This window comes from Leptospira mayottensis 200901116 (genome assembly GCF_000306675.2).
GTDB classification, from domain to species: domain Bacteria; phylum Spirochaetota; class Leptospiria; order Leptospirales; family Leptospiraceae; genus Leptospira; species Leptospira mayottensis.
The window spans coordinates 1350001-1375000 of the sequence record NZ_CP024871.1 but is presented as its reverse complement, the minus strand read 5'-3'; the positions used below and the strand labels follow the sequence as shown (position 1 = coordinate 1375000).

Genomic DNA, 25000 nt, shown 5'->3' with positions numbered 1-25000 from the left:
GGTGTTTCTAGAACTTGGAACGATTCTCGTACGGAAGATCAATTTACTCTAGGAATCGGAATCTCCTGGGAAAAACTTTCTTTTTCCTTTTTTGGAAATCGAATCGGAGAAGAAGAAACTTCTCTGACCGGAAAATTCGGAGTAAGTAACAACTTAGAATTCGCGGATAACTTCGATTCCAAAAATTCAAAACTCGCAAGTTGGAAGAATCGAATCGAGTCCAAGAACATTTTAGATCCGATCGTCACGTCCGAGCAAATCATACTCAAAGATACAGTTCAAGACCCGAATTCTATATCGCCAATCCGTCGTTATACGACTTTTTTCATTTCCATTCAAGAATTGTTATCCGCGGGTTTTCCTCTTTCCTCCGCATTGAAAATTTCCCAAAAGGGTTCTCGTTCTAAAAAAGAATTTTTCCAATTTTTAAACTCTCTACCGGAAAAGGAACGAGCCAAAGTTTTCGTTCTCTTGAAAAAGAAAAATCCGATTTTACGGAAGAAATAAAGATGAGATTTCGATCCATTCTTATCGATTCCAAAACTAGAACCGTCTTTTTGAGTAATTTCCTTAGAGATCCCCACAAAGCCCAATTCGGGGGCAGTGAAATCTTTTTTTTTCGAATTCAATCGAAATATTCCCGTGTAGAATCGCAGATCCAATTCGACCCCGGACATCTAAAATTCCAAATTTCCGCCTTAAGGATTTTCGTCTTTATCCTCAGCATAAAAACCAAAGTTCTCTTTTTCATCCAATCAATATATATTTTATTTTTAATATATTCTATTTTATTAAAATATCTAACTTCCATTGTAAAACCATTTTCTTGGACTAAGAATCCCTTTTTCTTTCCAGAACGTTCTTCTCTGAAAATATTCCCCCTTCTTCTCATAATGTCGGCTACTTCCATCCGTCCAGTTGAATCCAGAATAGGTGCAACATTCGAAACCTACGAATCAAGATATTTGCATTCTTCGAAAGAGAATTGGTTTTTTAAAATTTCGAATTGCAGAATGAAACCAATCCCCTTACCTCAAAACTCAGAACCGCAAATTCTCGACACGCCCTTCCCAAAAGTTGTGCAGTCAAATCCTTATAAAAGAACGAAAAATTATCCGGCCCAAAACCAAACGGTCCCGAAGACCTTAAACGATAAACGGCAAAGCGATTCGAATTCAAATTCTCGATCGGAATTTCCAAATTGTTTTACCGGTTTTGTGGAGACGAGAAATGGAACTCCTCTTTTATCAGGAAGAACCGACCAGAAATTTTTTAGGGCGAGTTTCGGCCACCGGTTTCGGCCCTTGGAAAATTTTTATTTTTTAAGAGACAACGATTTTTATACAGCACTGCCCGAAATCGACCAAGGAACTCACAAAGCCGGTTTTTTAGGTTTCAAGTGGAAAGATTGGTCCTTGGGAACTTATTTTTCCGAGAAAGAAGCCAAACGTAAACCGGGAATGTATCTTATATCTCCACTTAAGTTATTCGAGCTCGCGTATTCTCCCGAAATGAAAAAACATTACGCTTCCTTAAACTTTCAATCGAGAGATTTCTTCCTTGCAGGTCCCAAAATCGTTTCCAGAATTCAAACCTTTGGTGAAAGAAAAGAGATTGATGGAACCTTTTATTCTTCCGTGAATTCCGAAAAATTCGAATTAAAACTCACGGGTTATCGCGGAAAAAGCGAAGATCTCTTCTCTCTCGACCCAGATCGTAAGGAACTAAAAGGAAAAGCTGAACTAATCCGTTTCGGGTTCATTTCTCACTCAACCTTCACTTTAGAATGGATTCGCGCTTGGAGTCATCCTCTACACAAACAATCCGATTCTGGCCCCGAAGCAAAAAAATTCCAACCAGTCATTTCCGAAAACGACTCTAAACGTTGGGAAATCATCGCAGGCAAAGCTCCGATCTTTTACAATCCATTCTGGGGCGGAATATTTCTTTCTCTCAGAAATTATACGAACGAAACTCTCGGTCGCGGAATTTATTACGGACTCTACAAAAAGCGGTTCACAATCGAAGCAGGACAAGAATGGAGAATCAACGGAGACAAAATCACCGAAGGAAAATGGTCCTTTCGAATCAACGAGACTTGGAATTTGGAAGGGGCTTTTTTATTCCAGAAAGAAGGTAATCACACTGATTCCCTTTTCGAAGCGAGAACCGCGAGAGACGAAACGAGCTTGATCTTTACGGATCGTTCTTCCTCGTTTCGCCTCAGACTTCTTTCGCCTTACGTCGCGCTTACGGTGAGTCACTCCAGAAAAAGAGAAAATAAAAACGAAAGCATCTGGATCAATCTACAAGTACAATTTCCTTTTTAATTTTTAGAATATTTTTTAATTATAATCTATTTTTTAAAGTAAGCACACACATCGGAGAATTCGTTTCATATAGCCGTCTCAAAATCTCAAAAAAATTCTCTAAATGTCCGGTAAGTTTCTAAAAAAATACGGAAGTTCCCACATTTCGAGTTTTTGAGACGAACTCTAAAGTATATCACAAGTGAATTTAAAATCCACGATATCGTTTATATACCGTAAAACGATTATTTTTAAGGACTTTAAAGAGAGAAAATCCTTTGAACGGCCTTTTCTTCTTTTAAACCCAAATTTCCGAGCGCAGAGAGATGTAATCTGCGAATCCCCAAAACAGACTTCGCAAAACGATTCAAATCTTCCAAAGTAATGGAATAAATCTCTTTCACCCTTTCTTCGTAAGAATAATTACGGCCATAGTACAATTCCATCAGGGCAATCGTATTCATACGGGACTCCGTCTGTTCGTAGCTGATCGAAAGAGCACCTTCGTGGTTGGACTGCGCATCTAGAAGTTCCTTTTCGGTGATTCCACGATCCAAAATCGATTTAATCTCGTCGGAGATCGTTTCCAAACAAGTAACAAACTTCTCCTTGGAAGTGGAACAAACGATGCTATTGATACCTACATCTATATAAGAGGAAGGATAGGCGGTGATCTGATAACAAAGCCCTTTCTCTTCCCTAACTTTTTGGAAAAGTCTGGAAGAAGTTCCACCACCTAAGATGTGAGTGAACAGGCTCGCCAAAGAAGTATTATGAAATTCTCTTGCAAACCCATCTCCACCTAAAATGAAATAAACCTGTTCCAGCTTTTTCTTTTTCGGAAAGTAACCCCATTGTTTCTTGGGTAAGGAAAGTGCATCGATATTTTTCTTTTTCTTTCTAAATCTATTAAAATACTTTTCGGCGATCGTAAAAATCTCGTCCGGTTCGAAGTTTCCAGAAATCGAAAGAAACATATTTTCCGTATGATAATGTGCATTATAAAATTCTAATAATCTTTTATGATCGACCCCGGAAACGGATTCTCTCGTCCCGATGATGTCCCGTCCCAGAGAATTCTTAGGAAAAAAGTTCTGATAGTAGAAATCGTGAATATAATCCTCTGGAGAATCTTCGTAACCTTGAAGCTCCTCCAAAATCACTCCTGCCTCGTTTTCTATGTCTGATTGTTTAAGTAAGGGCTCATAAATCATTTCGGCTAACAGTTCTAAACCGAGACCGATATGTTTTCCGGCGACCGTTACGTGAAAATAGGTATATTCTCTGGAAGTAGCGGCGTTGGTAAAACCGCCGACTCGTTCTATGTCTTCAGCTTGTTCTTTAGCAGTCCGTTTAGCTGTATCTTTGAAAAGCATGTGCTCCAAAAAATGACAATAACCGGCATTCTTGGCAGATTCGTGTCTGGAACCTACACGAACAAAAACTCCTGCTGAAACACTGACTGTATGAGGGGCTTGTTGAAAGAGAACTGTAATTCCCCCGGACAGAACTTTTCTATAGACTAACTGTGAAGGTTCCTGCACCAAGGGAATATTAAAAAAAACTTATACTTCTTCTTCAAGAGCGTCTTTTCTGGAAAGATCGATCTTTCCGGTTTTATCCACATTCAAAACCTTGACTCGAATGATATCACCTTCTTTGACAATATCTTTCACGGAATTTACTCTTTTAAAATCGATCTTAGAGATATGACAAAGACCTTCTTTACCGGGAAGAATCTCGACAAACGCCCCGAAATCCGCAATCCGTTTTACTTTTCCTTCGTATATCTTTCCTACTTCGACCTCTGTGAAAAATCCATCCACCATCTTTGCCGCTTTTTCAGCGGATTCTTGATTGGAGCCGGAGATGGTCACTCTTCCGTCGTCTTCTATATAGAGTTCCGCTCCCGTAAGTTCGCTGATCCCTCGAACATTTTTACCACCCGGACCGATGAGTTCGCCGATTCTATCCTTTGGTATATTTCGAACGATGATTCTAGGAGCGGTTCCTGCTAAACTATCGGAAGCCTTGGAGATATGTCTTTCCATAATATCCAAGATATGAAATCTTCCCCTTTGTGCCTGTTCGAATACACTTTCTAAAACGTCGAAACTGACACCGGTCACTTTCAAATCCATCTGAAACGCGGTAATCCCTTTTCTGGTTCCGGCAATCTTACAATCCATATCTCCGAAATGATCTTCCAAACCGGCAATATCGGATAACACCGCAAACTTACCGTAAGAATCCGAAAATAGTCCCATCGCAATTCCGGAAACGCTTCCTTTAATCGGAACACCCGCTGCCATCAGTGCCAAAGAACCAGAACAAACAGAGGCCATAGAACTAGAACCGTTGGATTCTAAAATTTCGGATACGACACGGATCACATACGGAAATTCTTCCGACTTAGGAAGAACCAATTTGAGTGCTCGTTCCGCCAAATTTCCATGCCCGATTTCCCTTCTCCCTGGACCGGAAGATCTACGAACCTCACCCACAGAAAACGCAGGAAAATTATAATGTAACATGAAGGACTTCTCTTTTTGGCCTTCCAAAGTTTCGTATCTCTGATTGTCAGACCCCGTTCCTAAAGTCACGACCCCTAAAGATTGAGTCTGCCCTCTAGTAAAAACGGAAGAACCGTGAGGACCGGGAAGCGGATTGATTTCTACGGAAATAGGACGAATTTCGTCTAACTTTCTTCCGTCAAAACGTGTCCCTTTCGTGAGGACCTGTTCACGCACAATTTCGTATTCCAATTCGTGAAGATATGTTTTGATATCTTTGATCTTGTCCTCTTCTTCTACGGTTTGTTTGAAGAACTCGACAACTTCTTTGTTCACGTTAGAGATTTCTTTATTACGAGCGGTTTTGTCGGGAGTTTGATTTGCGGCGGTTAGCTTTGCAAACGCATATTCCTTTACTTTAGCAAGAAGTTCAACGTCCCGGGCTTTCAACTTAACTTCGCGTTTGACAACTCCGATTTGTTTAGCATATTCTTCCTGAAGAGTCACAAACTCGGCAATATACTTTTGAGCGAAACGAAGAGCCGAAAGCATTTCTTCGTTACTGAGCTCTTTCGCCTCTCCCTCAATCATGACAATATGAGTTTTAGTCCCGGCGACAACCAGATCCAAATCGGAGTTCACTATTTCCTTCGTAGTCGGATTCAGAATCAACTCTCCGTTGATTCTTCCAATTCTAGCGCCCGCAATCGGTCCGTTGAAAGGAATATCAGAAATCGTTAATGCAGCACTCGCGGCATTCAAAGCGTGTCCTGCAACGGAAACGTCTCCGTCTGCGGAAAGAACCTGAACCTGAAGCTGTACTTCGCAGAAATATCCCTCCGGAAACAGGGGGCGAATTGGTCTGTCTATAATTCTAGAAATGAGAATCTCATGTTCAGGAGGTTTGGCTTCTCTTTTGAAATAACCGCCGGGAAAACGACCGACAGAGTAGAGTTTTTCAGTATATTCACAAGTAAGAGGAAAAAAATCCTGCCCCTCTTTCGCATCATCAGCGGCACAAACGGTCGCAAGTAATACTAAATTTCCGGATTTATAAACGACAGAGCCGTGGGCTTGCTTCGCCCAATTTCCGGTTTCTAAAACGATTGTATCTCGGCCATATTGGCCGGAAATTGTATGCGTCACTTACGAAGTCCGAGAGTTTCGATTAGTTTTTTATAACGGTCTAATTCGGTTCTTTTGAGATAATCCAGAAGTTTTTTTCTTTTGCCTACGAGTCTTAAAAGACCGGTTTTGGAATGAAAATCTTTTTTATGAGACTTGAAATGTTCGTTGAGTTCTTTGATTCTCGCATCGATGAGAGCAATTTGCACCTCAGTGGAACCCGTGTCTCCCGCTTTGCGGGCAAAATTACTGATAATTTGTTTTTTCTGTTCAGCAGCTATCATAGAGTGAATATACCTTTTTGCCATTTTTTAAGCAATGGCACCTCTTTAAAGCTAATTTTTAGGAAAGACTCTTAAATATTTATAATCCGATTCATGGATTCCATGCTCTTCTTTTCTACACCAAGCAAGAATCTCCCTTTCGGGTGAAACCAAAAGAAATTCATTCCCGGGAATCCATTCCAATTTTATTTTTCTCCCGTTGAGCACATTTTTCACTTCTGTGCTCGGAATTTCTACGGTAGGAAATTCCAAAATCGATTCCGGGGGATGAATCTTAACCTTTCCTTCCAATAGATTTTCGTACGAATCGGCTTGGTCCAAATTTAATTTGCCGATACTTGTGCGGACCAATTTCTCCAAACGAAACGGGAAACCAACACGATCGGAAATATCCATTACTATCTTACGGATATAAGTTCCCGCAGAAACTCGAATCGTAAAAGAAATCAATTCGGGAGAAAATATTCCGAGTTCATACTGATACACTCGAATCTTTCGTACAGCAGGAACCAGTGCTACCCCCTCTCGAAAAAGATCAGATCTTCTCCTTCCGTTTACCTTAAGCGCAGAAACCTCCGGAGCTTCCTGAGTTTCCCAGGTTGGAATTTGCTCGAATAAGTCCTTGAGTTTCTCTCGATGTTCCCGAAACCAAACTTCCGTTTGTTCTTTCGAAAGCGATTCTAAGATTTCACCTTCCTTATCTCCGGAATCAGTGGATTCTCCCGGTTTGACCCAGGCTTGGTACGATTTTTCTTTTTCTAAGAATACACTAGAAAAACTAGTACAACTTCCTACAGGAAGGATCATAAGACCGCTTGCGGCCCGATCCAAGGTTCCTGTATGACCGACCTTTTTGAATTTAAGTTTTTTACGGACAGCTACTACAAGATCCGAAGAAGTCATCCCTTCCGGTTTGTGAATGATCAAAAATCCGGATTCAGTCCGTGCTCGTAGGTTTTCTGGTAAGTCTGAGTGATTCATCCAAACTCTGAATATATTCCTCATCCCAGAGAAATTGCATTCTAGGCGTAATTCTAAGTCCTAACTTCCCGGATAACGTCGTTTGAAATAAACCAGCGGCGCTGTTAAGTCCGGATAATACTTTTAACTTTTTTTTGTCCGTACAGATCGCGGTTACGAATACTTTCATATTCTTCCCGTCTTCAGATATTTCCGCACGATGTACGGAAATCATATGCACCCTTGGATCTTTTACTTTACCCGACAAGATCATCATCGCAACGGTACGAACGGCTTCCGCTTCGATTTTTTTTCTTCGGATCGGATTCAAGGTCCGGTTTTCCTATTCCAGTTTCCGCTTAATTACGGTTACATTATAAGCTTCGATCGTATCTCCGACTTTAAAGTCGTTGTATCCGTCCACTTGGATCCCACACTCGAAACCGGATACAACGTCATTGACATCGTCTTTGACCCGTTTCAGAGATTTGAGTTTCCCGTCGAATTTCGTTACTCCGTCGCTGATTACGCGAACATTAGCCGACTTCTGGATTTTTCCGGATGTAACCATACAACCGGCAATATTTCCGATCTTGGATACCTTAAAGATTTCTCGAATTTCAGCGGTTCCGATCACTTCCTCGATCTTTTCCGGTTCGAGAAGTCCTTCCATCGCGAGTTTGATCTCATCCACAACTTGATAGATGATATTGTAATACTTGATCTGGACCTGCTCTTTTTCAGCAAGAGCAATTGTTTTCGGATTTGCACGCACGTGAAAACCGATAATCAGAGCGTTCGAAGCAGAAGCGAGCATAACGTCCATATCCACAATCGCGCCCGCACCGGATTGGATCACGTTCAACTTCACTTCCGGGGTAGAAAGTTTTTCCAAGGATTCCTTGATCGCCTCGGCAGAACCGCGAACATCCGCCTTGATGATAACCTTGAGTTCTTTCAAAGCGCCGAGTTTAATATACTCGTTCATGTTCTCAAGAGTCACCTTAGAAGTGGTTCCGGCCGCGGCACCCGCGTTTCCGATTTTTTCGAACTCAATTCTATGTTGAGAAATATTTCTGGCTTCTTTTTCATCCGCCATCGCATCAAACGGCGCACCCGCATCCGGAACTCCGTCGATGCCGGTCACCTGAGCCGGAAATGCAGGTCCTGCTTCTTCGATCAGTTGTCCGAGATCGTTGTACATCGCTCTTACACGACCGGAGAAAACTCCCGCAACAAAAGGATCTCCCACACGAAGAGTTCCGTTCTGAATCAGAACCGTTGCCACCGATCCACGACCTGGATCCAGTTTCGCTTCTATAATGGTTCCTTTTGCTCTTCGTTTCGGGTTAGCCTTGAGATCCATCACCTCGGCTTGGAGGAGAATCATTTCCAAAAGTTTATCGATTCCTATGTTCTCTCGAGCAGAGATTTTGACATACATCGTTTGCCCGCCCCATTCTTCCGATTGAAGACCGTGATTGGCAAGTTCTTGCATGATCTTGTCCGGGTTTGCCGTTGGAAGATCGATTTTGTTGATGGCAACTATGATCGGAACCTCGGCCGCTTTCGCGTGACTGATCGCCTCAAGAGTTTGAGGCATCACTCCGTCATCCGCCGCAACTACTAGAATTACAATATCGGTCACTTTCGCCCCTCGGGCTCTCATGGAAGTAAAAGCTTCGTGACCCGGAGTGTCCAAAAAAGTAATAAGACCTCGTGCGGTTTTTACCTGATACGCACCGATATGTTGTGTAATTCCACCTGATTCCGTATCGATGACGGAACTTCTACGAATCGTATCGAGCAATTTGGTCTTACCGTGATCTACGTGACCCATGATAGTAACGACCGGAGGACGATTGATATAATCTCCTTCGTTGTCTTTTTCTTCTTCGATGATGGTTTCTTCGTACAACGAAACCACTTTCACTTTACAACCGTATTCATCCGCAAGAAGGGCAGCCGTCTCTGCATCGATGATATTGTTAATCGTCACCATCATTCCCATCTTCATGAGTTTTCCAATGACGTCCCCCGGCTTTAAGTTCATCTTTTTAGCGAGTTCGCCTACTTGCACATTTTCTAATACTGTAATTTCTTTCGGAACGGAAATCCCGGAAACACCCACAACCTTGGTCTTTTTAAATCTTTGTTTGAAGAATTTCGTGTTTTCTGCGCCGGAAAAATCCCTCTTATCAGAAGAGGTTTTTTCCTTATCGTGTCCCTTTTTTTTACTCGCACCAGTAGAACCTCTGGCTTGAGAAAGTTCTACTTCCGCAGAAGTAATCGGCATCGGACGTCCGCCCGGACCACCAGAACGATTTCCAGGACCACTTCCGCCAAAACGATTTCCAGGTCCAGCTTGTTGTCCCGGTCCGCGATTTCCCTGATAACCACCGCCTTGTCCTGGACCGCGATTATTTCCCTGATAACCTCCGCCTTGTCCCGGTCCGCGATTCCCTTGGTAACCACCACCTTGTCCTGGACCGCGATTCCCTTGGTAACCACCGCCTTGTCCTGGTCCGCGATTTCCCTGATAACCTCCGCCTTGTCCTGGTCCGCGATTTCCCTGATAACCACCACCCGAATTGGGTCTGACTGGCCTTTGGATTGGTCTAGATACGATGATATTGGAATCCTCTTTTTGAAAAGGAGAACGAGAAACAGGATAGGAAGAATCTCCGCTTGGACGCCCTTGAGGATCTTTATCTCTTGGAGGTCTGGAGCCAGAATCTTGTTTTCCTGAAGACTCTTCATATTTCACTTCTTTAGAGGCAGAAGGAGCCGGGCGAACAATCGGCGATTGGCCGGAATCGCCTCTTGAAGGCAATGGCGTTACCAGCTTTGCGGGAGCAGATTCTGCAATCGTTTCCTTCTTAGGAGACACAGAGGGGGAAGGGGCCGAATTTTCGTCTCCTTTCTTTTTGATGATCAGCTTTTTGCGTTTTCCCGCATCTGCCGCGCCCTGGAGCGTTTCCTTGATCGTCTTATTTTTATCTTCCATAATTGATATCCTGGCTTTCCCGAAGTTCCTAAAAACCTCAGCTCTGAATCACCCTCGACTCGGGTTTTTTCAGTTATCCTCCACCCATTCTACGGATTCTCGGAGTAACTTGAGAATCTGTCCGGCGGTCGTATGTCCAATTCCTTGTAGTTTTGCCAGATCGTCTTGACTGTATTCGATCAGGGTTTCCAGATCTTTAATTCCCTCGCTCTTCAAAATTCCGACGATACGAGCCGAAAGTCCGGGAAGGTCTTCCAGAGGAGTCAATTCCTCTTCTTCTTGTGGAACCGAAACTTTTGCTTCTTCCACAGGAGAATAGAACAGCCTTTCTAACCTTTCTCTCGCTTCCGGAGATGCAAGTTCTGCATTATATTGAGCCACTGTTTTGATATCGATTTTGTAACCCGCTAACTGAGAAGCAAGTTTCACATTGGATCCGTTAATTCCAATCGCAAGAGAAAGCTGATCGTCTGGAACGACTACCATCGCTTCCCTACCGGATCCGTCCACTTTGACCTCTACCGGTTTTGCAGGAGAAATCGCGTTTGCGATAAACTCGGACGCGTCGTCGGAAGCTTCTACGATATCGATTCTCTCATTTCCAAGCTCCCTTACGATCGATTGAATCCGAACGCCCTTCATTCCCACACAAGCACCCACAGGATCAATATCTCCACGGGTTGCACGTACTACAACTTTAGTCCGGATGGAAGGTTGCCTGGCTATATTGATAATTTCTACGAGTCCGTCATAAATTTCAGGGATTTCCATTTCGAAAAGCTTACGAACAAAATCCGCGGATGCTCTGGAAAGAGTGATTACGGGGATCGGTTCTCTTGGTCGAAGTTCCACTCTTTGAATGATTGCTTTGAGTCTATCTCCGCTGTGATACTTTTCACCCGGATTCTGTTCACGACGAGGCATGATCCCTTCTACTTTTCCAAGATCAATGCTCATCGCGTCTTTTTTCCATCTCTGGAAATAACCGTGAGTGAGTTCTCCTTCCTTCGCCTTATATTCGTTATAGAGAAGTTCTTTCTCCATATCTTTTAATCTTTGGAAGACCATTTGTTTAGCTTGGCTGGAGATAATTCTGGAAAGTTCCACTGGTTTTTCACGAAAAAAAACAACCGAACCAACTTCGGCGGATGTGTCGATCGCTTTAGCATCTTCTAAACCGATTTCGAGAGCGGACGAAGGAGTTCCTTCCACGACTTTTTTAGCGATTGCAATCACTACACTGTCTTTACCGGAGGCAAACTCTACCGTAACCGGAGAAGGTTTTTCCGATTCTTCGGATTCTTCCAAACCTTCGAGACCGGACTTTTTTTTGTATGCGGTTATGAGAGAATCTCGAATCACTCCCATAACGGCTTCCCGATCAAGGGACTTGTCCGCGCAAAATTGTTGAATCACTTCCAACAGATTTCCTTCCGATTGTGTCTTCTTAACTGCCATATCAAATACTTACGTAAAGATTCCCTTTCAGTATATCCTTGAGGTTCAGGGTCGTCTGCTTTTTTACGGCAGATTTCTTTCCCTTTTGGAATTTTTCCAGAAACACCTGATCCCCATCCCGATTCACGATCCGAAAAATTCCTTCCTGGTGTTTCTCTGATTCTCCGGATCGAAAAACCAAACGAACCGGTATCCCCCGGAAACGATCTATGTCTTCCGGAAGATTAAGTTTCCTTTCCGCACCTGCAGAAGAAACTTTCAGAGTAAAATCCAGATCCGGTGAGATCCGTTCTAACTCTTCTTTCAGTTTTCTGGAAACTTGCTCACATTCCAGAAGGCCGACTGAACCATACGGATGTTCAAGATTGTCCAAGACGACCTCGATCAACGAGTGGTTAGGCCTTTGGTTGACCTTTAATGAGTACAGCTTGACAGGCAAAAACAAGACGTCATCCAGAATACTACTGATTTCTTCCCTGCTTACTGTCAAACCCCGGCCTTAGAGAGAAAACTCAAAATGAATGAATTTTTCCTGATATCCTAATCAAACTATTCAGATTTAGTTACAGTGTAAAGTAAAAAAACCCAGGTATTCAAAGACCATAGAAAATCCCAGGATTATTGCTTGTTTTCCAACCAATGTATTGGATGGTATTATCATTACATTCATTGAGACATCAGGCTTTCATGAGAAATCTCCACAACAACACAAAACGACGAACTCTTTTCTTTGAAATCGTTTTATTCGGCGCATTGATTCTAAGTTGTACCCGTTTCAAAGTAGACAATTACAATTCGTATCTCTACGGAAGAATCAAATTGGGAAATACTCTCTCGGACGTTCAGGCTAAAATTTTGAACGGAGTTCCGACCAATCTACCCCAGACAATACCGGTCGTCTCCAGCAAAATCTACGTTCCGGACTTCGAACAATCTCTGCTGAAAGTATTCTCCACAGACGGAGAATTAAAATTCATCTTAGGAACGCTCAAAGAAAAAGTCGGCGATAAATACAAATTGTTCACGGCTAAAATTGGAAAGATCGGACTCATCGCAGTCAACAGTGACGAAGATATCTATCTTCAATCCAGAATCGGAAAGGAAGAACAACCTAAAACAGATCCGACAACGGAAGATATCTTTTTGAAAAAAAGCGGATCGTTCGATACAGAATCCAAGGAAGCGATTCCATCCGTGATTCTTCATTTTTCGGACTCGGGAAAACTTTTAAATTCCATCTACGTAGAAGGGATTTCCGGAAACACTCCTTTCGGTTATATAGAAAGAATGGAAGCGGGAGAGGACAATCTTCTTTTCGTGTTTCATAGACTAGGTGGAGAAATGAAACTTTCTGTATATGACAACGGAACTTTACTTAGATCCGCAAGCGCCTCTAATTTTGAGGCAGTTATTTCAGATACGGAAACTACACAGGCAAAATTAGAAACCATTCTCCCCCATTTCGAAGGTAAATATGTAGTCGCCTCATTCAGCATTTTCGATAAAAAAAATTCCAGATTCAAATCGCGCAAAATCTTCAAATACGATTTCGAGGCAAAGGTCGCAACCCCTCTTAAGGAAATCCAGGACCCTTCGGAATCCTTATATTGGATTTTAAAAGACAATAATTTTTTTATCTGGGAAACAGAAACCGAAGAGGAAAGTTCAATACGACTCCAAGTGCATGACGACGAAGGAACTCACGTCAACAATATCAGACTCAATTACCTACCTCCGAGAGGGCTTTGGAGAGAAACCTGGATGGACCTAAATGACGAAATTTATTCTGCAAGGATCAAGTCCGGCTATCTGGAAATCCATAAATGGAAATAAAGTTTTTCGAATATTCAGAACCTCTATTTAATGACGAAGAAAGCCGGGATCTGGATCGAAAAACAATCTCCTCTTCCGGAATTTCCGGTTCTCACTTTATGGGTTTTGCAGCCCTTTCCATTTATCAAAAATACAGAAAAAAGCTTCTCTCTTACGATCTTGTTCAAATCCTCTGTGGAAACGGGAATAACGGAGGAGACGGACTCGCGCTCGCATTTTTTCTGATCCAGGGTGGAATAAAACCGAAAGTTTATCTGAAAGACGGCAGCTTGTCGGAAGAATCCAAATTTTATAAAAATGCGTTTCTCAATTCGGGAGGTAAGACACTTCCCCTGGAATCCTTCGAAGTTTTTTCCGGTAAAAACAACATATTTGTCGTGGATGCACTTCTAGGAACGGGTTTTCGTTTTCCCTTAAAAAGTCCTTTAGACATCGTCATTTCCAAAATCAAAGAAAATAAACAAAAGAACCCGAAAGGCAATTTTATCCTCAGTATCGATGCGGTCTCTGGTTTTAACGAAGATTTTCCGCTTCCTTTTGAAACTGATGCATTAGCCGAAATTGGTATAAAAAAATGGAAAAACCGTTTTTTACCCGGCAAAGTGCGTAAAACATTTCACAGAATAGGTTTTCCAATCTTATCTCTTTCCATTCCGGCGATCCCGAGCGATCAAAACCAAGGCGATCCTGTCAGCAGAACTACATTCAACATCGAATTCAATCAAAATCAAATCGAATCCAATAGAAAAGGAAAAGATTCATCCAACGAAGATCAAAAAGCCGAATCAAATAAAATCAAAGATCAAGTCCCTTTCGAGCCCAAAACTCAAACCGGTAAAATCCTTTGGAAAAAAATTCCAAAATTTATTCTAAAAAAAACCTTTTTAAGAGAAGAAAATTCTCATAAATACAAAAACGGTTCTTTGGTCCTCATCGGAGGTTCCCAGGGAATGTCGGGGGCGGCGCTTTCTTCTCTACTCACATTTCACGAGTTAGGCGGAGGAATTTCTCTTCTTTTGACCCCCTCCGAAAAAACAGTCCGGAGGGTTTTAAAAAAAGATCCTTCTTTGATGGTAAATACGATTCCAGAAAGTTCCGATATCATGAATATTCCTTTCGTTCAAAAAGCATCCGTTTTTCTTTTAGGTCCGGGCTTAAAAACGGAAGAATGTCCGATTTTTCCTTTACCAAAAGAAAGATTTTGCGTTCTTGACGCTGGAGCTATTAAAGCATATCAGAATATTCTATTACATGAAAAAGTATTGATGACTCCCCATACGGGAGAACTGGAAAATCTTTTAAACACAAAAATAAAATCGATTGAACAAGGAATTTCTCTTGCGAAAGAATACACAAAAAACTTCAAAACGTATCTATTGTGGAAAAGACATTCCTCTTTTTTAATAGATCCCAATGGAACAGTTTTTCTTTGGGAGACACCGGAACCGAAATTGGCTGTGATGGGAACGGGGGATCTTTTGGTCGGAATTCTTTCTTTTTATCTCTCAAGGAACTTTACAGTCCCCGAAGCAGTTCAACTTTCATTTTCTTTACTCACTCAAGCGGCAAAAAAATCAAAAGGTTTTCCGACCGCTTCCGAAATTCGTAAACTACTAACAAAGGGAGACAATTGACATGGGCGGCGGTTATCATTCTCGTTCTCCGGAAGAACTCAGAAAATTCCTGGAAGAAAATAGAAAACAATCCAGTGGCGGTAAATTTTCGAGAGTACGTTTGATTTTTATCTTAAATTTGGTTTTAGTCGTCCTAGTGATCGGTATGGTCGCAAAAACGATGAATCCAGGAGCATTCACGGTTCAATCTTCCTCTCCTAAATTGAAAATTGGATCCATCACCTTATATGTTAAATCAAGTCGAGAAGGTAAGGAAAGTTTTCCGACCTTTTTCTTATTTATGAAAAACGAGGACAACTCAAAAGAGGCTCGTTTTCCCGATATAAGTTGGAATTTTAAAATCCTCTTAAGTAACAAAGACGGCATCAATTGTGTGGATACGATTTGGAACGTTCCCCAAAAAACATTATATCCGGGCAAAATTGAATTTGCAAGATTCAGACTAAACGACGATGCAATTGATTTACTTCCTCCAGATTGCAAAACAAAACCTTCCGAAAACTTTCTGGAAAGAATATTCCGTAGGGCCCATTCTCCGAGCGGTTTAAAATTAGAATTAATCGTCTCCCACAAGGAAGGCCAAAAATTTTTATCGATTGAGAATCCTTGAACGAAATTCATTCTTCGATCGACTTTGACGCCTGAGGAGATTCCAAACAATCAACAACGATAACAACATCCAAACTTAAGATATGATCCTTCCGGAATGGAAGAAATCAAATTATCCTTACTCCACAAATACTTCGGCATTTGAGAGAAGAGTGACCATAGAAAATTGCGATCAGGCGATCAACCAAACTCAAAAAAATAGAAAGTTTGTTTTCCCTTGGCCGACTAAATTCCTCCTAAATTGAGAAAGAAAAAGAGCATAACGCAAATAAGATCAAAATTACTTAACGTAAGCTTGATATAAGAAAATTAAAAAATTCTAAAAGTAACAGTTCCTACATTTTTTTAAATTCGTAATAGATCTAAAATAGCGTGAAAGCTCCCACATTTAATTCTATTTTTTCCGGAAAAATTAACTTCTATGAGATAAGTTTTCGTTAGATAAACTCGCGTTAAATATTATACTTTTTGATATCGGCCGCGATACGATCGTTAATTTGGCGCTGTGCGCATTCAGTCACCACCCGAATCGCTCTTTGTACAGCAAGAGCATTAGACGAACCGTGTCCAATCAAACAAATTCCGTCCACACCCAACAAAAGCGCACCGCCATATTCCGCATAATCCAGACGTTTTTTGATGGCTCCGAAAGTAGGCTTAAGGAGCAAAGCTCCAGTCTGGGCTAGACTAGATTGTTTGATACTTTCACGCAAGACGTTGAAAATGGATTTGGAAAGGCCCTCGGTCGCTTTTAACACAATGTTTCCGATAAAACCGTCGCAGACCACAACGTCCACATCCTTACCACCTCCATAGAGATCTCGTCCCTCCACATTTCCTACGAAACAAACCGGAAGTTTTTTGATCATTTCGAACGCTTTTAAGGAAACGGCGTTCCCTTTTTTATCTTCTTCTCCATTGGAAAGAATTCCAACCTTAGGATTAGAAATATTGAATATTAGCTTTGAATAAATCTCTCCCATTACGGCAAACTGAGCCAGATAATCCGGTTTACAATCGACGTTAGCCCCGGCGTCCAACAAAAGCATCGGGGGCCCGTTCTCCTGAGGAATGGGAGCCGCAATCGGAGGACGTAAAACACCGGAAATTCTCCCAAGATACAAAAGAGCCGACGCCATGGTCGCTCCCGTATTTCCGGGAGAAAACATACCTACACAGGTTTTATCGGCTACAAGTTGTGTGGCTTGGACTACGGAAGAATCCCGAAGGGTACGCACTGCGATCGAAGGAGAATCGTTCATATCAATGATCTCCGAAGCGTGCTGGATTCTTACTTTCGATGTGTCGTATTCGAACTTAAGGAGAATTTCTCCGATCTCTTCTTCTTTGCCGACCAGAACGACATTAGCTCCATCCTGATTTACGGCATTTACGGCGCCTTCAATGATTTTCTCCGGCCCGTAATCGCCGCTCATTACGTCGACGGCGATCCACATCATAGAAATTAATTTTCTTCTTTCGGCTTCTTGACTTTCGGTTCTAAAACAACTCCGGTTTTATAAAACCCGCAGGTAGGACAGATTCTATGAGGTAATCTGTAAGCATTACAATTAGGGCAAGGAACCAAATTCGGCTTTCCGATGGCATGATGCGCCCGCTTTGTTCTAACTTTTGATTTCGATTTTCGTCTTTTGGGAACTGCCATTGCTTTCCTCTTGGGAAATTGAATTGTTAAACAATACTTTTTTGAGGGTGGTAATCCTCAACTATTATTTCGATTCAATGCGAAGAAGAAGACCCTTTTGGGAACAAAAATGGATCACTCTCGGGTCCTGTCTCTCTCAGAGTGGCTATAACAGCGATGTGCTGAGTTTAGAAAGACAGCTGTGAACTCTCACAAAACGCTCCTTATAGGTTTTGTGTTTAGATTTTGGAGAGAGAATCCATAAACTCCGCTGCTTCCTTCCGTTTCCCGTAGAGAGAAGATCGGTTGAAAACCAGTCTGGCGGAAGATTCTAGGATTATACTCAGCTCTTTGAGGCCGTTAGCCTTAAGAGTCCCGCCAGTCGAAACCAAATCCACGATACAATCGGAAAGACCAACAAGCGGCGCCAACTCTATACTTCCGTAGAGTTTAAAAATCTCGCAGGACAACCCCTTACGAAAAAAGAATTCTCTCGCTAAATTCGGATATTTGGTCGCAACGCGAATCTTACGATGACGCGCTTCCAATGTATAACCTTCAGGAGCGGCGAGGGAAAGTCTGCATTTTCCAATCCCCAAATCCAGAGGAGTGACTAAATCGTAACCGCCTTCTTTAAGGACGTCCCAACCGCTGATCCCCGCATCCGCCGCACATTGCTCCACGTAAGTCGCGACGTCTTGGGAACGCACGAGAAGAATCCGAATTTTTCCCAGAGGATCATTATAAATGAGCTCTTTAGAATCCGGATCGGGCCTCGCGGAAAGCCACCCCTTGGAAATCATCAAATCGATGCTTTCTTCAGCCAGTCTTCCTTTAGGCAAAGCCAGAGTAAGCATTAGCCTTTTTGATTGAGTTGTATAAGTAAAAACGTAGCGTATTGTTTGACGGTGTTGTAATCGCTCGCGGGAGTTTTGATTTCCTGATCCAATACCTTTTTCAAGGATTCAGCCGCTTCCGCTTTCTTGCCGTTCTTTACCTGAAGCCTTCCTGTTTGGTACAAACTCCAAGCCAAAAATCCATTCGCCTCTCTCGTGTTTGCAAGCAAAGTCGCCGACGTGTTAAAGTCGGTTTCGGCCAACGCAAAATTTCCCTCTCTTTCCCGAAAATTTCCGGCGAGATAGAAATAATACGCTTTTACTGGTGTCGGTTCCTCGATCTTCTTTCCGGCCCATTCTAATTTATCGGCGGCCTTTTGAAATTCCCCATTACGGGAATACAAATCACTAAGAATCTTCGCAAGCCTAAGTTCCAGTTTTTTGGAGGAATACTGAACGGAAATCTCTTCGTAAGCCTGAATCTTCTCTTTCAAGTCGATCGTTGGGTTAGCGCGGAATTTTTTATCCAATGCCTCTAACACAATCGTTCCTTTTTCGAATTGGGAATCCTGATATTGTACATAGGCCACTGCGACAAGAATAACGACCAAAATTAACCCAACCCCGATCAAAACCTCTTTGATTCGATTGGAAATGGCCCTGAAAAATTTTATCAGAAGCAATTCTATCTTATTCCCTTGAAAATCAGCGTAAGGATCGACTTTCACTTCTTTGGTTATCTGACCGACTTCGTACCGTTTCATATCCAGCCCTTCATTCTAAGATTTTTTATCTGAGAGAAGTGTTTAAAAAACTCCCTAAACTTTCACGGGAAGGAGTATCCGAAGTCTTGAGATACTTGGACATTTCCTCCCTCTCCAAAGCTTTGTCAAAATCCTTGATAGAGAGAGAAATTTTCTTATTCTTTACATCCACCTTAATGACTGCAGTTTTTATAGCCTCGTCCGGTTTATACAGTTCCGCAAGGTTGACCTCTCGTCCGTTCGGAACTTCGGAGATATGAACGAGTCCTTCGATTCCGGGAGCGACTTCCACGAAAATACCGAATTCCTTAATGGACTTAACTTTTCCTTCCACAATAGTACCAATCGGATGTTCGTTTCTAAAGATCTCATACGGATTTTCCATCAGTTGTTTAAGACCGCAAGAAATTCTCTGCGCGTCCAAATTCACATCCAAGATCATATATTTTACGGTGTCGCCTTTTTTGAGTTGAGAAGTAGGATTAGAGACTTTCTCGTCCCAAGTAATATCGCTGATGTGGATCAGGCCTTCGATCCCATTTTCCACTTCCACAAACGCACCGTATTTGGTGATTCCCGTTATCACCCCTTCGAGAACATTTCCTCTACGAATTTCGGGACTTAGTTGATCCCAAGGATTCGGTTGCAGTTGTTTTAATCCTAAAGAGAGTCTTCTGTTCTTGAAATCGATATCCAAAACCAAAGCTTCCACTTCTTGACCTTTTTTTAATATATCTTTGGGCTGAGGAGGTTTTTTGGACCAAGCTAACTCGGAAGTGTGGATGAGTCCTTCTAGACCCTCCTTCAATTCTACGAAAGCTCCGAATTTGGTGAGAGAAGTGACTGTCCCACGAATAACCATCTCTTTTTCCAAAGAACGTTCCGCCCAAACCCAAGGATCTTCGTAGAGTTGTTTCAGACCTAATGCGAGTTTATTATTTTCTTTGTCCAACTCAAGAATGACAAGTTCCACTTCTTGACCGATTTGAAAGTATTGTTTAAAAGGAGCGTATTTTTTGTAGGAGATATCTCTTTGACGAAGAAGTCCGGTAACTCCGTCCACTTCGCAAAAAACTCCAAAGGAAGCAATTTTACTTACGACCGATTTTACCTTATCCCCTACTTTGAGTTTCAAAAGAAGAGCATCCCATTTCTCTTCGTTCACTTCGTCCAAAAGTTTTTTTCTGGAAACCACTCCAGAACGGGTGCGGTCGTTGAGCTCTATAATTTTAAATTCGAGCTCCTTGTTTTTGAAGGTCTCCCCTTCTTTAAATTTATAACTGAGTTGAGAAGCCGGAAGAAAAAGTTCCACCCCTTCCACATTTACGATATAACCTTTGCCCTTGATTTCATTCACTAAACGACCGGCAACTTGATAACCGTTTTTAAAAGCCTCTTTTACAATCTCCCAACCCTTTCTCTGATCGGCTTCTTTTTTAGAAAGAACACAACCCGAATCCTGGGATTCCTTTCTTTTTACGATTGCGGAAACGTAATTTCCTCGCTCCGGAGCTTCGTCGAAATCGCCCCTCGGGATACGACCTTCTTGTTTGAGCCCTTCGATCGCCACATAAACGTAGTCGTTGTCTACGGAGACGATTTTTCCTTCAACGACCTGATCTTTCCGGAGTTCCGGTTCTTCGTGTATTGATTGTTCCCACTGTTTGAAAACTTCTGCAAAAGTGGACTTCTCTTCCTTGTTTGTCATGGGGCGTAGGCTACTCGGCTAATGGTATTGGATCCGTCTGGAAAATTAGGGGTCATCGATCCAGAATTTCGAGGATCTTGCTGATTACACTATTTTTAGAGAGAATATCAGTGTCAATTAGGATTGCGTCATTTGCCTGATAAAGAGGTGCAATTTCCCGTTCCATATCGGACTTATCTCTAAGAATAATTTCTTTTTCGATCTCATCCCGATCAACCTGGATTCCCTGCTCCTGCAACTGTAAAAACCTACGTTCTGCCCTCACCTTCGAAGAAGCCGTCAGATAAAATTTAAATTTCGCATCCGGAAATACTTCGGTGCCGATATCCCTTCCGTCCATAATCAATCTATGAAGCTTAGCAAGGGTATGAAGTTCCTTATTCACAAAGTTTCGGTAAATTCTACGATTCGCAATATGTTTGATCTCCCTTGTAATTTCTGGAGTTCGAATCGCCAAAGACACCTCCTCTCCGTTCAGAAAAATCCGATTTTCTTTTCCTGCGGAAAATTCGCACAAAATCCGAATATTGGATAAACTTCGTTCCGCCTCGGAGGTTTTTACCCAATCTGCAAACGATTCTGTGCTAGGTGAATTGCCGTGGAGCCGAAATAGATACAAGGTCAAGGCTCTGTAAAACGCGCCGGTATCCAAATAATTGAATCCGATTCTCTCGGCGATTTGCCTTGCCACTGTACTTTTGCCCGAACCGGCCGGACCGTCCAGGGCGATTACATTTTCATTCATACAAACAACTCCCAAGTAATTTTTCAAAACCCGGAAAAGAGGTTTCGATCCAGGAAGTTTCGTCTATTTGGAGATTAAATCCCGAAAGCGTTTTGAAAATCAAAAAGCTCATTGCGATTCGATGATCCATATATGAAAAAACGGAGATTTTTTTTCCGGAAGCGAGAGATTTCCAAATCTCCGAAGACTGAGGCGAGGTTCCGTCAAACGCATATCCGTCTGGATGCTCTTCTACTTCAATTCCAAGCGCCCGAAAGTTAGAAACCATCGTATGGATCCGGTCCGATTCCTTGGCGCGTAATTCCTCCGCATGACGGATTTCAAAACCGCCTTCCGCAAAAAGTCCCGCGATGGAAAGGATCGGAATTTCGTCAATGATAGAAGGAATCAACGATTCCGGAATATTCGTTTTTTTTAATGCAGAAGGGTAAGTCTTTAGATCCCCTACCGGCTCTCCGCATTCCATCTTTTGATTCTGGATTTCGATTTTGGCACCCATCAATTCAAGAGCTTTTAAAATTCCAATTCGGGCCGGATTGAGCCCTATGTTTTTAATGAGTAAATTTCCTTCTTTAGCCAAAACTCCGAGAACCAAAAAAAACGCTGCGGAAGAGACGTCTCCCGGCACCTTAAATTCTCCCCCGTTCAAAACATATGGAGGTTCGATCTTAAAATGAAACGGGGAAATTCGTTCGATCTTGTTGCCTAAAAACTGGAACATATTCTCCGTGTGATCTCTGGATAGTATGTTTTCCGAATATTCCAAATTCGTTTCGGATGCAATCGCCGCAAGCATCAAACAGGACTTGATCTGTGCGCTCGCGATCGGACTTTCATAACGAAAGCTTTTTAGTTTTTTTCCTTCTACTTTTAAAGGAGCGGTTTCTTTTTCCCCCAGACCGAGGATGGAAGCCCCCATGGCAGTCAAAGGTTTAATGATTCTACCCATGGGACGCTTTTTTAGAGAACCGTCTCCCGTAAGGACCGCGTTCACTCCGGGTAAACCACAGATGAGTCCCGCAGACAATCGAATCCCCGTTCCCGCATTTCCGAAATCAAGATCCACGTTAGGCGAAATAAGACCGCCCTTACCCGGACTTTCAAACTCGTATTCTCCCGGTTTGACTTTTCGGGTCTTCAATCCAAGTTTGGTGAACGCAAACATCGTGTTTAAAGGGTCTTCCGCTTCCAAAAATCCGGTCACTTTAGATTTTCCCTTGGAAAGAGCGGCAAACAGAACGGAGCGATGGGAAAGGGATTTGTCTCCGGGAACCGTGATTTCTCCGGATTTGAGTTTAATGTTTTTTGGAATCATCCTGGTTCTTCAAAATATAATCTCTGGATCTACGGGAAGTTTCCATAAACCGTTCCCATTCCTTTGGGTCTAGAGTGCTTTTTGGATTCAATTTTTCTAATACAATATCGAGTCGATCGCGGTAATCCAGAAGAGACTTGTAGATTTCGTTCTGGTTAGAACCAAAAATCGCCGCCCACATCTTAGGGTTGGAACCAGCAATTCTAGTCATATCTCGAAACCCTCCCCCGTTCAAGGGAATCGGAGAAAGATCGGTGTAACGTTTTACGGTCTTCTGATTGGCCGCCCAATCCGCCATAATCGAGGAAAGAATATGAGGAGAATGGGATAAATAGGATAATATGGAATCGTGCTCCTCCGCCGAAATTTCGATTGTCTCAGCACCAACGAATTTCCAAAAGTTTTCTAAACGATTTTTGATTTCCGGTTTTGCATTTTTAGGAGAAGTCAAAATACAAAGTCGACCCTCGTAGAGTGAAACGTTCGCGAACTCAAGTCCCGATTCTTCGGAACCGCACATAGGATGAGAAGAAACATAGTTGTGCCCGCCTGGGAAATGCGTTTCCACTGCTTGGATGATATCCTTTTTTGTGGAGCCGAGATCGGTAATCATTCCCGCAAAATCGGTCGGCAACTCGGAAATTAATCCCACAGTAAGATCCACCGGAACTCCAAATATGATAAAATCGTAATCTTTCCAATTTTTAGAGGAACGAAACTCCTCCAAAGTAAGAATCGCATCCGCGGATTTCAGGGATTCTCCTTTTGCTTTACTTTTAGAAGAACTCACGATTCCTGTAACGTGCGCCGAAATTCCTTTTTTTTTGAGGGCAAGAGAAAGCGATGCCCCCATAAGTCCTAATCCGTATATAAGAATATTAGAAAATTCTAATTTCACAGGCTTTGTGGAGACATCGGGTAGGAGCCGAGCACTCTTAGAAAAATCGTATTTTCCTTCAGACTTGCGAGGACGTTCTGAATCGATTCGTCCTTTTGATGACCGTAAAAGTCAATGAAGAAGTTGTATTCCCAGGAGTTTCTTCTCGTGGGTCTGGATTCGATCTTTGTCAAATTCAACTGACGATCGAAAAACGGTTTTAATACTCGATAAAGCGCACCTGGTTTATCGGGACAAGAGAAAACGATCGAAGTCTTATCGTTTCCGGTAGGCGGACATTGATTTTTTCCGATGATGAGAAACCGAGTCGTATTGTCGACAAGATCTTCGATGGATTCCCGGATCAGACTGAGCCCGTAGATTTCCGCGGCAATGGAGGAGGCAATGGCCGCACAAGCGTCTTTTTTTTCCGCTACGATCTGAGCCGCCTTGGCCGTGGAAGACGTTTCTACGATCTCCACGTGAGGTAGATTGGCCGCAAGCCAATTCTTACACTGGGAATTGGCGATTTTGATTCCGTATAACGATTTGATCTTGGAAAGATCGTGTTCAAATCCAAGAAGGCTAATATTGATTCTTAAATAGTGTTCGGAATAAATGAGAAGATCAGAAATCAAAAATTGATCCAAAGTCGAATTGACCAAACCTTCGCTGGAGTTTTCCACCGGGACGACTCCGTAGTCGATCTTATCGGTTTCCACAGCGCGAAACACGTCCGGGATCGAATTGAATTCTAACGCGTTAACCGAAGCCCCGAAACGAGTACGGACCGCCTGGTTGGAAAAAGATCCCGCAGGTCCGAGGTAGCCTACTTCCAATCCTTTTTCCACAGAGATAGAACCGGACATGATCTCTCGGTAGATCGCAAGCATCACTTTATCTGGAAGAAGTCCCGAACTCAAAGACTTTATCTTTTCGTAAACTTCCTTTTCCCGATCAGGACGAAAGACTGGTTCGTTTCGTTCTCGTTTGATCTCCCCGATCTTAGATGCAAATTCAGCTCGAGCCTGAATCGCTTTTACGATTTCCCGATCGAGAGAATCAATCTGATCCCGAAAAATTCTAAGTTGTTGGTCCAAATCACTCATGTTCAAGCAGATCGTCCAGATTTTCGAATTTCAATTCTTTAACTTCCACGGGTGCCGGAAGATCCGATAGTTTATTCAACCCGAAATGAATCAAGAATTCCTTTGTGGTTCCGTACAAGGCTGGTCTTCCCGGAACTTCTTTGTTCCCGATCGGTTTGATTAACTTTTTAGAGATGAGGGAAGTGACCATAGCACGGGAAGAAACTCCCCGAATTTCGTCGATTTCCGGAAGTGTGATGGGCTGTTTATAAGCGATGATGGCAAGTGTA

General features: G+C 42.5%; 23 protein-coding genes (2 of these 23 running past the window's edge). 5 read left to right on the top strand and 18 right to left on the bottom strand.

The features are described 5' to 3' along the window. A protein-coding gene (locus LEP1GSC190_RS06105; protein WP_036034926.1) for a hypothetical protein crosses the window boundary here: on the top strand, positions 1–507 show its 3' portion. Its footprint begins 567 nt before the window's first position; the window shows 507 of its 1074 coding nt (coding positions 568–1074); its start codon lies off the left edge, out of view; the stop codon is at positions 505–507. Positions 508–509: 2 nt separating this feature from the next. Next, the gene (locus LEP1GSC190_RS06100) at positions 510–2330 is read left to right on the top strand and encodes a hypothetical protein (RefSeq protein WP_004280907.1); all 1821 of its coding nucleotides are present in this window, start codon (positions 510–512) and stop codon (positions 2328–2330) included. 239 nt (positions 2331–2569) lie between these two features. On the opposite strand, the gene LEP1GSC190_RS06095 is transcribed toward LEP1GSC190_RS06100, so the two are convergent. The 8 genes from LEP1GSC190_RS06095 to rimP form a co-directional block, all read right to left on the bottom strand. Further along, positions 2570–3853 carry a M16 family metallopeptidase gene (locus LEP1GSC190_RS06095; protein ID WP_086004776.1) on the bottom strand — a complete coding sequence of 428 codons (1284 nt, stop codon included), beginning with the start codon at positions 3851–3853 and terminating at the stop codon, positions 2570–2572. A 21-nt stretch (positions 3854–3874) separates the two neighbouring features. Then, positions 3875–5968, bottom strand: coding sequence for a polyribonucleotide nucleotidyltransferase (gene pnp / locus LEP1GSC190_RS06090; protein WP_002760761.1), 2094 nt, complete (start codon positions 5966–5968; stop codon positions 3875–3877). Next, positions 5965–6231 (bottom strand): 30S ribosomal protein S15, encoded by a 267-nt coding sequence (gene rpsO / locus LEP1GSC190_RS06085; RefSeq protein WP_002632045.1) that lies wholly within the window; start codon positions 6229–6231, stop codon positions 5965–5967. The genes pnp and rpsO overlap by 4 nt, the downstream gene beginning before the upstream one ends. Positions 6232–6282: 51 nt before the next feature. Beyond that, positions 6283–7134: a tRNA pseudouridine(55) synthase TruB gene (truB, locus tag LEP1GSC190_RS06080; RefSeq protein WP_237578367.1), complete on the bottom strand. Its 852-nt coding sequence runs from the start codon at positions 7132–7134 to the stop codon at positions 6283–6285. A 34-nt stretch (positions 7135–7168) separates the two neighbouring features. Further along, a complete protein-coding gene (gene rbfA / locus LEP1GSC190_RS06075; protein ID WP_002760668.1) occupies positions 7169–7522 on the bottom strand; it encodes a 30S ribosome-binding factor RbfA in 354 nt (117 codons plus the stop codon). A 12-nt stretch (positions 7523–7534) separates the two neighbouring features. Continuing rightward, complete coding sequence (gene infB, locus LEP1GSC190_RS06070; protein WP_002760629.1) at positions 7535–10198, bottom strand: translation initiation factor IF-2; 2664 nt, start codon at positions 10196–10198, stop codon at positions 7535–7537. 69 nt (positions 10199–10267) lie between these two features. Next, positions 10268–11656, bottom strand: coding sequence for a transcription termination factor NusA (gene nusA / locus LEP1GSC190_RS06065; protein WP_036034935.1), 1389 nt, complete (start codon positions 11654–11656; stop codon positions 10268–10270). Position 11657: 1 nt separating this feature from the next. After that, on the bottom strand, positions 11658–12083 hold the full coding sequence (gene rimP, locus LEP1GSC190_RS06060) for a ribosome maturation factor RimP (protein WP_237578366.1): 426 nt from the start codon (positions 12081–12083) through the stop codon (positions 11658–11660). 260 nt (positions 12084–12343) lie between these two features. On the opposite strand from rimP, the gene LEP1GSC190_RS06055 reads away from it, so the two are divergent. From LEP1GSC190_RS06055 to LEP1GSC190_RS06045, 3 genes are read left to right on the top strand one after another with little or no spacing between them, the layout of a single operon-like run. Then, positions 12344–13489, top strand: a complete 1146-nt coding sequence (locus LEP1GSC190_RS06055; RefSeq protein ID WP_002760853.1) for an LIC_12708 family protein — start codon at positions 12344–12346, stop codon at positions 13487–13489. Next, positions 13480–15123, top strand: a complete 1644-nt coding sequence (locus LEP1GSC190_RS06050; protein ID WP_002760705.1) for a bifunctional ADP-dependent NAD(P)H-hydrate dehydratase/NAD(P)H-hydrate epimerase — start codon at positions 13480–13482, stop codon at positions 15121–15123. Before LEP1GSC190_RS06055 ends, LEP1GSC190_RS06050 begins: the two co-directional genes overlap by 10 nt. A gap of 1 nt (position 15124) precedes the next feature. Continuing rightward, positions 15125–15733: a hypothetical protein gene (locus LEP1GSC190_RS06045; protein WP_002760670.1), complete on the top strand. Its 609-nt coding sequence runs from the start codon at positions 15125–15127 to the stop codon at positions 15731–15733. A 451-nt stretch (positions 15734–16184) separates the two neighbouring features. Here LEP1GSC190_RS06045 and plsX read toward each other — a convergent pair whose 3' ends face one another. The 10 genes from plsX to scpB all read right to left on the bottom strand — a co-directional run. Continuing rightward, on the bottom strand, positions 16185–17192 hold the full coding sequence (gene plsX, locus LEP1GSC190_RS06040; protein WP_086004773.1) for a phosphate acyltransferase PlsX: 1008 nt from the start codon (positions 17190–17192) through the stop codon (positions 16185–16187). 5 nt (positions 17193–17197) lie between these two features. Next, positions 17198–17398: a 50S ribosomal protein L32 gene (rpmF, locus tag LEP1GSC190_RS06035; protein ID WP_002760788.1), complete on the bottom strand. Its 201-nt coding sequence runs from the start codon at positions 17396–17398 to the stop codon at positions 17198–17200. A gap of 218 nt (positions 17399–17616) precedes the next feature. Continuing rightward, on the bottom strand, positions 17617–18234 hold the full coding sequence (gene hisG, locus LEP1GSC190_RS06025) for an ATP phosphoribosyltransferase (RefSeq protein ID WP_002760689.1): 618 nt from the start codon (positions 18232–18234) through the stop codon (positions 17617–17619). Continuing rightward, positions 18234–18977 carry a YfgM family protein gene (locus LEP1GSC190_RS06020; protein ID WP_002760802.1) on the bottom strand — a complete coding sequence of 248 codons (744 nt, stop codon included), beginning with the start codon at positions 18975–18977 and terminating at the stop codon, positions 18234–18236. Before LEP1GSC190_RS06020 ends, hisG begins: the two co-directional genes overlap by 1 nt. A gap of 25 nt (positions 18978–19002) precedes the next feature. Further along, the gene (locus tag LEP1GSC190_RS06015) at positions 19003–20685 is read right to left on the bottom strand and encodes a 30S ribosomal protein S1 (RefSeq protein WP_002760707.1); all 1683 of its coding nucleotides are present in this window, start codon (positions 20683–20685) and stop codon (positions 19003–19005) included. A 52-nt stretch (positions 20686–20737) separates the two neighbouring features. Beyond that, positions 20738–21430, bottom strand: coding sequence for a (d)CMP kinase (gene cmk / locus LEP1GSC190_RS06010; protein WP_002760724.1), 693 nt, complete (start codon positions 21428–21430; stop codon positions 20738–20740). Further along, positions 21423–22745 carry a 3-phosphoshikimate 1-carboxyvinyltransferase gene (gene aroA, locus LEP1GSC190_RS06005; RefSeq protein ID WP_002760687.1) on the bottom strand — a complete coding sequence of 441 codons (1323 nt, stop codon included), beginning with the start codon at positions 22743–22745 and terminating at the stop codon, positions 21423–21425. Before aroA ends, cmk begins: the two co-directional genes overlap by 8 nt. Then, positions 22726–23643 (bottom strand): prephenate dehydrogenase, encoded by a 918-nt coding sequence (locus LEP1GSC190_RS06000; protein WP_036034946.1) that lies wholly within the window; start codon positions 23641–23643, stop codon positions 22726–22728. Before LEP1GSC190_RS06000 ends, aroA begins: the two co-directional genes overlap by 20 nt. Continuing rightward, positions 23640–24731 (bottom strand): prephenate dehydratase, encoded by a 1092-nt coding sequence (pheA, locus tag LEP1GSC190_RS05995; RefSeq protein WP_002760616.1) that lies wholly within the window; start codon positions 24729–24731, stop codon positions 23640–23642. Before pheA ends, LEP1GSC190_RS06000 begins: the two co-directional genes overlap by 4 nt. Beyond that, positions 24724–25000, bottom strand: partial view of an SMC-Scp complex subunit ScpB gene (gene scpB / locus LEP1GSC190_RS05990; RefSeq protein ID WP_002726406.1) — the final stretch only. Its footprint extends 287 nt past the window's final position; the window shows 277 of its 564 coding nt (coding positions 288–564); the start codon falls outside the window, past its right edge; its stop codon occupies positions 24724–24726. Before scpB ends, pheA begins: the two co-directional genes overlap by 8 nt.

Bases quoted from the DNA above. Each gene is read 5' to 3' on its own strand.
- LEP1GSC190_RS06100 (WP_004280907.1), top strand. From the start codon at position 510: ATGAGATTTCGATCCATTCTTATCGATTCCAAAACTAGAACCGTCTTT.
- rpsO (WP_002632045.1), bottom strand. From the start codon at position 6,231: ATGATAGCTGCTGAACAGAAAAAACAAATTATCAGTAATTTTGCCCGC.
- truB (WP_237578367.1), bottom strand. From the start codon at position 7,134: ATGACTTCTTCGGATCTTGTAGTAGCTGTCCGTAAAAAACTTAAATTC.
- infB (WP_002760629.1), bottom strand. From the start codon at position 10,198: ATGGAAGATAAAAATAAGACGATCAAGGAAACGCTCCAGGGCGCGGCA.
- nusA (WP_036034935.1), bottom strand. From the start codon at position 11,656: ATGGCAGTTAAGAAGACACAATCGGAAGGAAATCTGTTGGAAGTGATT.
- LEP1GSC190_RS06055 (WP_002760853.1), top strand. From the start codon at position 12,344: ATGAGAAATCTCCACAACAACACAAAACGACGAACTCTTTTCTTTGAA.
- LEP1GSC190_RS06050 (WP_002760705.1), top strand. From the start codon at position 13,480: ATGGAAATAAAGTTTTTCGAATATTCAGAACCTCTATTTAATGACGAA.
- LEP1GSC190_RS06045 (WP_002760670.1), top strand. From the start codon at position 15,125: ATGGGCGGCGGTTATCATTCTCGTTCTCCGGAAGAACTCAGAAAATTC.
- plsX (WP_086004773.1), bottom strand. From the start codon at position 17,192: ATGATGTGGATCGCCGTCGACGTAATGAGCGGCGATTACGGGCCGGAG.
- rpmF (WP_002760788.1), bottom strand. From the start codon at position 17,398: ATGGCAGTTCCCAAAAGACGAAAATCGAAATCAAAAGTTAGAACAAAG.
- hisG (WP_002760689.1), bottom strand. From the start codon at position 18,234: ATGCTTACTCTGGCTTTGCCTAAAGGAAGACTGGCTGAAGAAAGCATC.
- LEP1GSC190_RS06020 (WP_002760802.1), bottom strand. From the start codon at position 18,977: ATGAAACGGTACGAAGTCGGTCAGATAACCAAAGAAGTGAAAGTCGAT.
- LEP1GSC190_RS06015 (WP_002760707.1), bottom strand. From the start codon at position 20,685: ATGACAAACAAGGAAGAGAAGTCCACTTTTGCAGAAGTTTTCAAACAG.
- cmk (WP_002760724.1), bottom strand. From the start codon at position 21,430: ATGAATGAAAATGTAATCGCCCTGGACGGTCCGGCCGGTTCGGGCAAA.
- aroA (WP_002760687.1), bottom strand. From the start codon at position 22,745: ATGATTCCAAAAAACATTAAACTCAAATCCGGAGAAATCACGGTTCCC.
- pheA (WP_002760616.1), bottom strand. From the start codon at position 24,731: ATGAGTGATTTGGACCAACAACTTAGAATTTTTCGGGATCAGATTGAT.